General features: G+C 45.8%; 8 protein-coding genes, 4 tRNA genes and 3 rRNA genes. 14 read left to right on the top strand and 1 reads right to left on the bottom strand.

All coding sequences use genetic code 11. The features are described 5' to 3' along the window. Positions 1-17: 17 nt before the first annotated feature. The 8 genes from OP489_RS10345 to OP489_RS10310 all read left to right on the top strand — a co-directional run bounded on the left by OP489_RS10345 (position 18) and on the right by OP489_RS10310 (position 6,839). A complete protein-coding gene (locus OP489_RS10345) occupies positions 18-356 on the top strand; it encodes an anti-sigma factor antagonist (protein WP_180342135.1) in 339 nt (112 codons plus the stop codon). After that, positions 340-783 (top strand): anti-sigma F factor, encoded by a 444-nt coding sequence (gene spoIIAB, locus OP489_RS10340; RefSeq protein ID WP_266161894.1) that lies wholly within the window; start codon positions 340-342, stop codon positions 781-783. The genes OP489_RS10345 and spoIIAB overlap by 17 nt, the downstream gene beginning before the upstream one ends. Then, complete coding sequence (locus OP489_RS10335; protein WP_266161893.1) at positions 776-1,423, top strand: sigma-70 family RNA polymerase sigma factor; 648 nt, start codon at positions 776-778, stop codon at positions 1,421-1,423. Before spoIIAB ends, OP489_RS10335 begins: the two co-directional genes overlap by 8 nt. 389 nt (positions 1,424-1,812) lie before the next feature. After that, a 16S ribosomal RNA gene (locus OP489_RS10330) occupies positions 1,813-3,340 on the top strand. 133 nt (positions 3,341-3,473) lie between these two features. Continuing rightward, positions 3,474-3,549: transfer RNA gene (locus OP489_RS10325), tRNA-Ala, on the top strand. A 62-nt stretch (positions 3,550-3,611) separates the two neighbouring features. Then, positions 3,612-3,688, top strand: a tRNA-Ile gene (locus OP489_RS10320). A gap of 163 nt (positions 3,689-3,851) precedes the next feature. Next, positions 3,852-6,683: ribosomal RNA gene (locus OP489_RS10315) — 23S ribosomal RNA — on the top strand. Together the 16S and 23S rRNA genes with 3 tRNA genes alongside form the textbook arrangement of a ribosomal RNA operon. An 80-nt stretch (positions 6,684-6,763) precedes the next feature. Then, positions 6,764-6,839, top strand: a tRNA-Lys gene (locus OP489_RS10310). A 142-nt stretch (positions 6,840-6,981) separates the two neighbouring features. On the opposite strand, the gene OP489_RS10305 is transcribed toward OP489_RS10310, so the two are convergent. Next, positions 6,982-7,938: a LysR family transcriptional regulator gene (locus OP489_RS10305; RefSeq protein ID WP_266161892.1), complete on the bottom strand. Its 957-nt coding sequence runs from the start codon at positions 7,936-7,938 to the stop codon at positions 6,982-6,984. A gap of 139 nt (positions 7,939-8,077) precedes the next feature. Between OP489_RS10305 and OP489_RS10300 the strand changes: the two genes are divergently transcribed. The 6 genes from OP489_RS10300 (at position 8,078) to rrf (ending at position 12,451) form a co-directional block, all read left to right on the top strand. After that, positions 8,078-8,953 (top strand): DUF1932 domain-containing protein, encoded by an 876-nt coding sequence (locus OP489_RS10300; protein ID WP_266161891.1) that lies wholly within the window; start codon positions 8,078-8,080, stop codon positions 8,951-8,953. 17 nt (positions 8,954-8,970) lie between these two features. Next, the gene (locus OP489_RS10295; protein WP_266161890.1) at positions 8,971-9,672 is read left to right on the top strand and encodes an RraA family protein; all 702 of its coding nucleotides are present in this window, start codon (positions 8,971-8,973) and stop codon (positions 9,670-9,672) included. 84 nt (positions 9,673-9,756) lie between these two features. Further along, positions 9,757-11,010 (top strand): SLC13 family permease, encoded by a 1,254-nt coding sequence (locus OP489_RS10290; RefSeq protein WP_266161889.1) that lies wholly within the window; start codon positions 9,757-9,759, stop codon positions 11,008-11,010. A 21-nt stretch (positions 11,011-11,031) separates the two neighbouring features. Beyond that, the gene (locus OP489_RS10285; RefSeq protein WP_266161888.1) at positions 11,032-11,865 is read left to right on the top strand and encodes a DUF6282 family protein; all 834 of its coding nucleotides are present in this window, start codon (positions 11,032-11,034) and stop codon (positions 11,863-11,865) included. Between the two features lie 327 nt (positions 11,866-12,192). After that, a tRNA-Glu gene (locus OP489_RS10280) sits at positions 12,193-12,267 on the top strand. Positions 12,268-12,334: 67 nt separating this feature from the next. Further along, positions 12,335-12,451, top strand: a 5S ribosomal RNA gene (rrf, locus tag OP489_RS10275). The last annotated feature ends 7 nt before the right edge of the window (positions 12,452-12,458 follow it).

Here is a 12,458-nt window from a genome sequence, read left to right as displayed (position 1 = left end):
ATGAAGGAGGCCTTCTTTTGAGCGTCGATCTAAAATTAAAAAAGGACGAGCTTACTGCACTTTTGGATGGGGAAATTGACCATCATTGTGCCAGAAAGCTTCGGGAAGAAATCGATGAAGCGGCGGAACATATTCGCCCGAGACGTTTGATCTTGGATTTTTCCGGGGTTAGCTTTATGGATAGTTCGGGGGTAGGACTGATTTTGGGAAGGTGCCGTCTGATGAATTTATGGAAAGGACGCGTTACCATTCGAAATGTGCCCGAAAAGCTAAAACGAATTGTTTCTCTGGCAGGATTGTCAGAACTATGTGATATTGAAGAAGGAGTGAGTGTAGAAAATGAAACCGACGAATGAAATGCACCTGCGCTTTTTAAGCGCTAGCAGCAATGAGGCATTTGCCCGTACTGCAGTTGCAGCTTTTGCTTCGCAGCTTGACCCGACTGTGGACGAGCTGTGTGATCTGCGGACAGCAGTTTCAGAAGCTGTAACGAACTGCATTGTACACGGGTATCGGAATACGATCGGAATGGTCTACATAGATTGCATGATTTATGGGGAACACACGATCCAGGTTAAAATCAAAGATCACGGCTGTGGAATCGAAGATGTGAAACAGGCAATGGAACCAATGTTTACGACCGGCGGAGAGGAACGTGCGGGGCTGGGGTTTGCAGTTATGCAAAGTTTTACCGATCGTTTAAAAGTGCGCAGCAAGGTCGGAAAAGGCACAACTGTCGTTATGGAAAAAGATTTTTCACCCCGTCCGCGTCACCATGGATAGAGAAAAGGCCACCCAAGAAAATATCGGGCTGGTTCATGCCTGTGCCAGACGATTTCTCGGGCGCGGCGCAGATTATGATGATCTTGTTCAGGCTGGATGTGAAGGATTGGTAAAGGCTGCCGATCGCTTTGATGAGAATCGTGGCTGCTGCTTTTCAACTTATGCTGTACCGGTTATTTTAGGCGAGATGAAAAAGCTCTTTCGAGAGGGCAATACTGTTAAGATGGGGAGAACATTGCAGAGCCTTGCCTGTAAAGCAAATCGTTGGAGCAGCTCATTTGCAGTAAAAGAAGGCCGGCAGCCGACTGTAAGCGAAGTCGCAGCCGGATTGGGGGTTTCTTCAGAAGAAGCAGCCGAAGCTCTCTGCGCAGGCCAAATGCCGCTTTCTTTAACAGAAGAAAACGATGAAGAGGGACAACTGGATTTACCGACTGAGTCGGAAGAAGAACGGATTACAGAGTCTATGTCTCTTCGCGAAGCATTAAAAGATTTGCCTGCAAATGATCGAAAATTAGTCTGGTTTCGTTATTTTCAGGATCAGACACAAAATCAAACAGCGCAAAGACTCGGGATGACACAGGTGCAGGTTTCTAGAAGAGAAAAGAAGATTCTGACTGAATTACGGCAGATGCTTGGGTAAGGCGACAGAATCTGGTGCTTTTAAATATAAAAGATCCATACATGTAGAGGCGAAATAAAATTTGCAAAAAGATGAAAAAAGTTGTTGACAATCAGTAACTAAAATGATATTATAATAAAGCCGTCGAAAAACGGAGCGAAAAAATTCAAACACTCCTACGAAATATGATGAGTTTTGAAAACAAGCTTTGTGCAATATGACGGCGCAGGACCTTGAAAATTAAACAACGAAAAGAGACAAAGGGACCCGGAAAGATTCCGAGAGGGATTGGAACGGAACGAGAAGAAAAACTCGTAAAAAACGGACAAAAGAAAAACACGCAAGTGTTTTGAAATGAGCTAACGAAAGCTCTGAAATACGATTAGAGCGCGGAAGCGTTTTGATAAAATATTTTAGAGAGTTTGATCCTGGCTCAGGACGAACGCTGGCGGCGTGCCTAACACATGCAAGTCGAACGAAACTTAAAGGATGAAGTTTTCGGATGGAATCCGATAAGTTTAGTGGCGGACGGGTGAGTAACGCGTGAGGAACCTGCCTTTCAGAGGGGGATAACGTCTGGAAACGGACGCTAATACCGCATAACATTTTCTCTTCGCATGGAGAGGGAATCAAAGGAGCAATCCGCTGAAAGATGGACTCGCGTCCGATTAGCTAGATGGTGAGATAACAGCCCACCATGGCGACGATCGGTAGCCGGACTGAGAGGTTGAACGGCCACATTGGGACTGAGACACGGCCCAGACTCCTACGGGAGGCAGCAGTGGGGGATATTGCACAATGGGGGAAACCCTGATGCAGCAACGCCGCGTGAAGGAAGAAGGTCTTCGGATTGTAAACTTCTGTCTTTAGTGACGATAATGACGGTAGCTAAAGAGGAAGCTCCGGCTAACTACGTGCCAGCAGCCGCGGTAATACGTAGGGAGCAAGCGTTGTCCGGATTTACTGGGTGTAAAGGGTGCGTAGGCGGTTCTGCAAGTCAGTTGTGAAAACTATGGGCTTAACCCATAGCCTGCAATTGAAACTGTGGGACTTGAGTGAAGTAGAGGTAGGTGGAATTCCCGGTGTAGCGGTGAAATGCGTAGAGATCGGGAGGAACACCAGTGGCGAAGGCGGCCTACTGGGCTTTAACTGACGCTGAAGCACGAAAGCATGGGTAGCAAACAGGATTAGATACCCTGGTAGTCCATGCCGTAAACGATGATTACTAGGTGTGGGGGGTCTGACCCCTTCCGTGCCGGAGTTAACACAATAAGTAATCCACCTGGGGAGTACGACCGCAAGGTTGAAACTCAAAGGAATTGACGGGGGCCCGCACAAGCAGTGGAGTATGTGGTTTAATTCGAAGCAACGCGAAGAACCTTACCAGGTCTTGACATCTATCGAAACCCTAAGAGATTAGGGCGTGCCCTTCGGGGAACGGTAAGACAGGTGGTGCATGGTTGTCGTCAGCTCGTGTCGTGAGATGTTGGGTTAAGTCCCGCAACGAGCGCAACCCTTACTGTTAGTTGCTACGCAAGAGCACTCTAGCAGGACTGCCGTTGACAAAACGGAGGAAGGTGGGGACGACGTCAAATCATCATGCCCCTTATGACCTGGGCTACACACGTACTACAATGGTCGTTAACAGAGAGAAGCAAGCCCGCGAGGTGGAGCAAAACTCTAAAAACGGTCTCAGTTCGGATTGTAGGCTGCAACTCGCCTACATGAAGATGGAATTGCTAGTAATCGCGGATCAGCATGCCGCGGTGAATACGTTCCCGGGCCTTGTACACACCGCCCGTCACACCATGGGAGCCGGTAATACCCGAAGTCAGTAGTCTAACAGCAATGAGGACGCTGCCGAAGGTAGGATTGGCGACTGGGGTGAAGTCGTAACAAGGTAGCCGTATCGGAAGGTGCGGCTGGATCACCTCCTTTCTATGGAGAACAGTTAAATGGAAGCATTTAACGACATTCCAAGGTCAGGTTTCCTGAGTCTCTAATCGTTGTTTAATTTTGAAGGCCTTGCAAAAGGACTTCAGAAGGTGGAAGGGTAACAGCCACCAGTTATGGGGGTATAGCTCAGCTGGGAGAGCGCCTGCTTTGCAAGCAGGAGGTCAACGGTTCGATCCCGTTTATCTCCACCAAGGCTCCGAAAGGGGCCAAAAGAAAAGATGGGCAGACGGTGAGAACCGGAAGCCGGAAACATGGGCTTATAGCTCAGCCGGTTAGAGCGCACGCCTGATAAGCGTGAGGTCGGTGGTTCGAGTCCACTTAAGCCCACCAGCACCGAAAGGTGCAAGTTGTACATTGAAAACTGAATAAAGAAGTAGAAGCAGATATTGAACGCAACAATGAGAAATCATTGTTAGAAATTATTATCAAATCTACAATTTCATTAAGCAACGATGAGAGATCATCGTCAGCTGAGAACCAAAGAAGAACACATGGTCAAGCTACAAAGAGCGCAAGGGGAATGCCTTGGCACTGGGAGCCGATGAAGGACGTAACAAACTGCGAAAAGTTTCGGGGAGCCGTAAGTAGGCATTGATCCGGAAATATCCGAATGGAGCAATCCGGCTGGAGACATGTCCAGTCATCCCGACGTAAATTCATAGCGTCGGGAGGGGAACCGCCTGAACTGAAACATCTAAGTAGGGCGAGGAAGAGACATCAAATGAGATTCCGCAAGTAGTGGCGAGCGAACGCGGAAGAGGCCAAACCGAAGGGAGTAATCCCTTTGGGGTTCGGACAGCATAATGGATGTGGAACTTTAACAGAACAGCCTGGGAAGGCTGGCCAGAGAGCGTGAGAGCCGCGTAAGTGAAAAGGTGAAACACCAAGCTGTATCCAGAGTACCGCCGGACACGAGAAACCCGGTGGGAATACGGGGGGACCACCCTCCAAGCCTAAATACTACCCAGTGACCGATAGTGAAGAGTACTGTGAAGGAAAGGTGAAAAGGACCCCGGAAGGGGAGTGAAAAAGAACCTGAAACCTTGTGCTTACAAGCACCGAAAGCCCGTCAAAGGGTGATCGGGTACCTTTTGTAGAATGGTCCGGCGAGTGAATGTGACTGGCAAGGTTAAGGACTTCAGGTCTGGAGCCGCAGCGAGAGCAAGTCTGAATAGGGCGTAAGAAGTCAGTTATATTCGACCCGAAACCGGGTGACCTACCCATGTCCAGGTTGAAGTGGAGGTAAAACTCCATGGAGGACCGAACCGACTCCCGTTGAAATGGTAGCGGATGAGGTGTGGGTAGCGGAGAAATTCCAATCGAACTCGGAGATAGCTGGTTCTCTCCGAAATAGCTTTAGGGCTAGCCTTGTATTAGATTACCGGAGGTAAAGCACTGAATGGTCTAGGGACCGAAAGGTTACCAAAACCTATCAAACTCAGAATGCCGGATAATTGATGTACGGGAGTCAGACAGTGTGAGATAAGTTTCATTGTCAAAAGGGAAACAGCCCAGACCCACAGCTAAGGTCCCAAAACACGGTTAAGTGGAAAAGGATGTGGGGTTGCACAGACAACCAGGATGTTGGCTCAGAAGCAGCCATACATTAAAAGAGTGCGTAATAGCTCACTGGTCGAGTGACCCTGCGCCGAAAATTTAACGGGGCTAAATCGTGTACCGAAGCTTGGGATGCAGAAATGCATGGTAGGAGAGCGTTCTATACGGGGTGAAATCATAGCGGAAGCGATGGTGGACTGTATAGAAGTGAGAATGCCGGAATGAGTAGCGCGAAATGTGTGAGAATCATATTGGCCGAAAGTCTAAGGTTTTTGGAGGAAGGTTCGTCCGCTCCAAGTAAGCCGGGAGCTAAGGTGAGGCCGAAAGGCGTAGCCGATGCACATACGGTGGATATTCCGTAGCCGCCAAAAGATTTAAGATAAGTGACACCTTGAAAGGGCATGACCCGGGCGTTGGTTGACCCGGGCGTAAGGGACCGAAATTAGAGTAGGGAAGCATGCTTAGACGAGGGCGAGAAAAGCTTATTGTATATCTTAGGCGCCCGTACCGCAAACCGACACAGGTAGACAGGAAGAGAATTCTAAGGCCAACGGGAGAAGGGTAGTTAAGGAACTCGGCAAATTGGTCCCGTAACTTCGGAATAAGGGACGCCACAGAGATGTGGCCACAGTGAATAGGCCCAGGCGACTGTTTAGCAAAAACACAGGTTTCTGCCAAATCGTAAGATGACGTATAGGAGCTGACACCTGCCCGGTGCTGGAAGGTTAAGAGGAGATGTGCAAGCATTGAATTGAAGCCCCAGTAAACGGCGGCCGTAACTATAACGGTCCTAAGGTAGCGAAATTCCTTGTCGGGTAAGTTCCGACCCGCACGAAAGGTGTAACGATCTGGGCACTGTCTCAATTACCCGCCCGGCGAAATTGTAGTACCGGTGAAGATGCCGGTTACCCGCGACAAGACGGAAAGACCCCATGGAGCTTTACTGTAGTTTAATATTGGGTTTCGGTAATTTATGTACAGGATAGGTGGGAGACTTGGAAACCCCGGCGCTAGCCGGAGTGGAGTCACCCTTGGGATACCACCCTTAAGTTGCTGAAATTCTAACCTGCGGCCGTGAATCCGGCCGGGGGACATTGTTAGACGGGCAGTTTGACTGGGGCGGTCGCCTCCAAAAGAGTAACGGAGGCGCTCAAAGGTTCGCTCAGCACGGACGGAAACCGTGCTCTCGAGTGTAAACGCAAAAGCGAGCCTAACTGCGAGGATGACGGTCCGAGCAGTAACGAAAGTTGGAGTTAGTGATCCGGCGGTATGAGAGTGGAATTGCCGTCGCTCAACGGATAAAAGCTACCCTGGGGATAACAGGCTGATCTCCCCCAAGAGTCCACATCGACGGGGAGGTTTGGCACCTCGATGTCGGCTCATCACATCCTGGGGCTGTATTCGGTCCCAAGGGTTCGGCTGTTCGCCGATTAAAGTGGTACGCGAGCTGGGTTCAGAACGTCGTGAGACAGTTCGGTCCCTATCTGTCGTGGGCGCAGGATATTTGCGGAGAGCTGTCCTTAGTACGAGAGGACCGGGATGGACGCACCGCTGGCGCACCAGTTGTCATGCCAATGGCACAGCTGGGCAACTATGTGCGGATCGGATAAACGCTGAAAGCATCTAAGCGTGAAGCCGACTCCAAGATTAGATATCCCATGGCGTAAGTCAGTAAGACCCCTTGTAGACTACAAGGTTGATAGGCTGCGTGTGTAAGTACGGTAACGTATGTAGCTTGGCAGTACTAATAGGTCGAGGGCTTGACCATTAACCTTCTTTGGTCCGCGCTCTTTCTCTCTTCTACTTACCTTTATTCAGTTTTCAGTGTACAAAATGTGCATGTTTTATGCACCATTAGCTCAGTTGGTAGAGCACCTGACTCTTAATCAGGGTGTCCCGGGTTCGAGTCCCTGATGGTGCACCAAACTACTTCCGGGCTGCCAGCTTGGCTGCCCGGTTTTTCTTTTTTAAGTTGATATTTTATTTCCCCGCTGATTAAAGTCAGCGGGGACTTTTTTAGCCTATCTGCTTTTACAGATAGGCTAAATTTTATATGCTTTCAAATATTAAACAATTCGATTCATATGAATTTGTTCAATTTCAGAGAAATATTGAAATAAAAGCTCTAGAAAATATTTTGAGGGATGTGACAAATACCGCTCTTTATGCCGAATCAGAGATAGGTGTTGGTTTAATGGCTCGCTTTGACAGTAGACTGGAAAAATATTAATGTCTTCTGGAATGTCTTTCCGTTGATTCACAAGGCACATTTGCGAAGCAAAGCAGGCTGCCAGTTTTTTAAAGCAAATAATAGAACTGATCTGCGTATAAGAACTCGTCATATATACTTTTGGCATTACGCCCGCGTTATCAAAGCATTCCTTAATTTTACGCCCCATTCGATTCGAAAGGATGCAGAATGGCAGCTTCGAAAAATCGCTGATATTGGCTCCGTGAAGTGCTGCCGCTTTCAGTGAGTTTGCTTCGTCTTTATAATACTGCTGTAAAAGCGAATCAGCTACGCAGAGGTAAATTTGATCAGTCATCAGATCCCAATTGAGCAGTTTGGAATTTTCTTCTTCCGATAAAACAATCGCAAAATCTAGTTCTCCATCTAGAACCATGGGCTCAAGTTTTGAGGAAATTGTATCCGTAATCCGAATTTCTACGTTTGGATATCTGGCGGAAAATTTCGGAAGAATATTTGGTAAGCATGCATTCATCCGCAGCGTACTGGCACCAAAACGTAGCACGCCGCGCTCTTCCTGTTTGATATCAGAAAGAATATCTTTTAGATTTGTTTGTTCTTTATTAACAACATTCGCAAAGGCCAGCACAAATTCGCCTGCGCAGGTCAGCGTGAGTTTTGGCTTACGATTAAACAGTTTTACACCATAGAAATCTTCTAAACGCTGGATATGATTACTCAGTGTTTGCTGAGAAATAAATAGCCGATTTGCGGTATGCGTCATGTTAAGATCCTTTGTGAGCTCTGAAAAATAAAAGAGACTTGTAAGATCCATATTGTTTTCCTCCACAAAAATTATTTGTGAATTTTTTAAAAATATCCTGTTTGATTTGTACTAACTCTTATATTAACATGTAACTGTCAGATATGCAAGTCGCGCGGCTGTTGACAAAATTCCTATTTGGAGGGTTTCTATGAAGATCGGTTTTATTGGCTATGGAGAGGCCGCCTATAATATCTCTTTTGGATTAAACAAAGAAGGACTAAAAGGGATTAGGGCCACCGATGCTATGATGAATGACAGTGTTATGGGAAAACAGGTGCATACCCGTGCAGAAGCAGCAGGAGTTACTTTAGTGTCTTCCAACAAAGAAATCGCACAGTGGGCAGACCTGATTTTTGCAGCAGTTCCTTCTTCTTTTACGATGGATGTATGTAAAGATGTCGAAAGTGTCCTTCGTCCGGGTCAGCTTTATGTGGATGTGAGTGCTTCAACACCTTCTATAAAGCAGGCAATCTGGGAACAGGTCAAGAATACAGGTGTTCTTTTTACGGATGCCGCAATGTTGGGCTCTTTGCCAAAAGATCAGCATCGGGTTCCGATTACTGCCAGTGGAAATGGAGCAGAAGAATTTAAAAAACTTATGACGCCTTATGGTATGAAGATTACGTTGGCTGGAGAAAAGGCCGGGGCGGCGTCCGCCATTAAACTGGTGCGCAGTATTTACATGAAAGGAATTGCAGGATTAATGATCGAGATGCTTCAGGCAGCTGATGCCTATGGAGTATCCGAAGAAGTAATCGCTTCTATTTCAAAATCCATGGATGGAATTCCATTTACAAGCCATCTTGACCGTCTTGTTACTGGTTCAGCTCTTCACTGCACTCGGCGTGCCGCGGAATTGAAGGGATCTATTGCCATGTTGGGCGAAGCAAATCTCAGCTCTGATATGACAAAAGCCACAAAACAACGTTTGCAGGATCTTGAGGAATATGACTTTGCAAAGCGCTATGTGGACAAGAAACCTTCCGGATGGAAAGAAATTATTGAAACAATCCGTGTGAAATAATAGGGAGGAGCTTAAAAATGCCTGTTGGAAAAAGGATTTATCTAAAACGTGAGATGCCCGATCCTGAAATTATGAATCAGTTTAAATCAGTTCCGGCCTCTAATACAGCAGATGTGATGGGACGCAGCTGTGCCATGAATCCACGCATCAAGCTGGTAAGCAAACCGAAAGCACAAATGATGGTGGGACCTGCTTATACGGTTAAATGCCGTGCAGGTGATAACCTTACTCTTCACGCTGCCTTGAATTTCTGTAACGAAGGGGATGTGCTGGTCGTATCAAATGAAGAGGATTCCACCCGTGCATTGATGGGCGAAGTCATGATGGCTTATTTGAAAGAGACTAAAAAGGTTGCCGGAATTATCCTCGATGGCCCTATTCGCGATATTGATGAAATCGGAAATTGGGATTTCCCCGTTTATTGTACCGGTACTACCCCAGGAGGTCCTTATAAAGAGGGACCGGGTGAAATCAATGTTCCTATCTCCTGCGGTGAAATCAGTGTAAACCCTGGAGACATTATTCTTGCTGATCCGGATGGTGTGATCGTCATTCCAAGAAAAGATGCAGCTGTTGTTCTGAAAGATGCACAAAAATTCCAGGAAGCTGACGAAAAGAAACTGATTGCAGCCAAAAATGGTACTGCTAACCGTGCCTGGGTGGAAAAAAGTCTTGAAGAAAAGGGCTTTGATATTATCGATGAGATCTATCGTCCCTGAAATTTTTAGCTTAGAGTAAAAGCTTTTGATATTGGAAGAAAAATTTGATATTGGAATAAAAATGATAAAAAGGAGTGGGTTGTAATGAGTCAACCGATAATTGCCTTGATTATTTTGGCAATTACGATTGTCCTGTTTATATGGGAACCAGTTCCCATTGTTGTTACTGCTATCGGTGCTTCTCTTGCTTTTGCTTATACTGGAATTATCAAAATTACTGATGTTTTTACCGGTTATAATAGTACCACTATTATTTTGTTAGCTGGTATGATGGTTTTAGGATCTTCACTTTTTCATACCGGCATTACAGATGTAATCGGACAAAAAATGGTTAAGATTACCGGAAAAAACGAGCGAAATATTATTCTTGCAACTTTAATTGTCTCTTGTCTCATTAGTGGTGTCTGCAGCAATATTGGAGTCATGGTCGCTATGGCTCCGCTGGTGACGGCAATGTGTATTTCTGCCGGAGTTGGTCCTTCAAGATCCTTGTTAGCATTGCTTTTTGGTGCACAGTTTGGCGGCTTCCTTACACTCGTGGGTGTAGGATCTAACGCTTCTGCTGCTAGTGTTATGAGTCAAATGGGCTATCAGCCTTTTGGATTTTTTACAATTACACCATTTGGTATTGCAGTTTGCATTCTTGGAACTCTTTACTTTACGTTCATTGGCTCAAAATTCATTCCTGATACCGGCTATATTCCTGAATTTGCCGATACGGAAAAGAAAGAGCTTAATAAAAAGAAAGCAGTTATTGCCAGCGTTACCATGCTGTGCGTGCTGGTCGTGATTGCAATGAATCCTAAAAATGTACCAATGCATATTGCGGCTGTTGTGGGTGCTTTAGTGGTTGTCGGAACCAAATGTATGTCTGTCAAAGATGCTATCCATGCAATCGACTGGAACTGCCTCGTTTTGGTGGGATCCCTTACAGCAATTTCTACCGGTGTACAGAACAGCGGTGCCGGCGATGCTATGGCTAAGATGATTCTGAATATTCTTGGCGAGCATCCAAATACTTTTATGATTACCACCGTTATTTTCTTTGCGGCCGCTCTGCTGACACAGGTTATGTCAAATATTCCTACCATTCTTCTGTTCTTACCGATCGGATTTTCGATTGCACAGTCCATTAACGTAAGTCCTTACGCTGTAGCAATGGTCATTACACTAGCTGGAGCAGCCTCGTATGCGACTCCTTTTGCAGCTCCACAAAATATGATGACAGTTGGATGGACACGCTATAAATTCTCCGATTTTGTTAAGATTGGAATTCCAATGGTATTGATTACTTATCTTGTGGTTGTAATTCTTATCCCGATTTTTATGCCTTATTAGTTGTGAGAGGAAATGCTTTTTATGAATGAGCTTATCAAGGGTATCTATGATCTGCACGTTCATACGGCTCCTGATGTGGTGCCGAGAAAATGTACAGATCTGGAATTGGCCCAAAGAATGTGCGATTGCGGAATGAAGGGCGGCGCCATAAAATGCCATTTTGGCGATACATCGGCACGCGCGGCGCTTTTAAGGCAGCAGTTTCCGCAGCTTCAAATTGTTGGGGGAATTGTTCTGAATCGCTATGCGGGAGGGATCAATCCTTATGCGGTGGAACGTGCGGCTCAGATGGGCGGAAAATTTGTATGGTTTCCGACCCTGGAAGCACTTTCCTATCAAAAGTTTCATCATCAGGGCGAGCCTGAATCCGACCTTTCTGGATTTTTATCAATTCTTGATGAAAAAGGAAACCTTGTGCCTGCAGCCATAGATGTTTTAGACATTGCAGCGCAATATCATATGGTTGTAGGGACGGGTCATATTGGGGCTCCGGAAGGGATGGCATTGGTACGGGAAGCCGTCCCCAAAAAAGTACAGATAGTTTTGACCCATGCAGATAATCCTGCCGATCAGTATACTGTGGAAGAGCAGCGCGAAGCGGTACGGATGGGTGCAATAGTGGAACATAGCTATCTTTCAACCTATTGGCATCGAACGCCAATTGAAGAGATTGTACGGCAAATTTATGCGGTTGGCTGCGAAAATGTAATTCTTTCAACGGATTTTGGCCAACCGAAGTCCCCCTATTTTGATGAAGGAATGGAACAGTATGCACGGCTGCTTCTACAGGAAGGACTAAGTCAAAAAGAACTATTTCAAATGATGGTAGAAAATCCTCGGCGACTAATTTCATAAAGTTATCATTCAGTTTTGTTTTTAAATTTTTTAATAATATTTTTCTCCCTTAATTTTATAAAAAGGAAGATCGCAGGTAAAAATATATCTGCGACCTTCTTTTTTGTGCTTCCATTTAAAAAGATCAAGATCTTCAATCCGATTTAATAGGAACTATATGAATATTTGGATAATTTTGGTTTGACTTTATAGGCTGCATTTTTTGTAAATACCGTTATCTTTTTATTTTGCTAAAAAAGTGCTTGACAAAGAAGCAATAATTTGATATAGTAATAAGGCTGTTTCGTTAGAAGGCAAATGAGTTTCCCGGCGGCGAAATGTTGTTATGGCCCGTTGGTCAAGTGGCTAAGACAGCGGCCTCTCACGCCGTTAACGTGGGTTCGAATCCCGCACGGGTCACCATTTGAATATTTCTTATTTTTTATATAGACTAAAAATGCAACCAATACAATTTTTTGTATTTGAGTTTGTTGGTGCAGACAGCGATGAGGGTCCACCTGTTCCCATTCCGAACACAGAAGTTAAGCTCATTTGCGCCGAAGATACTTGGCTGGTAACGGCCCGGGAAAATAGGTAAGTGCCAACATTAATAT

It is taken from the genome of Caproicibacterium sp. BJN0003, from assembly GCF_026314295.1.
Taxonomy (GTDB): domain Bacteria; phylum Bacillota; class Clostridia; order Oscillospirales; family Acutalibacteraceae; genus Caproicibacterium.
This window is presented reverse-complemented; position numbering and strand designations above follow the sequence as displayed.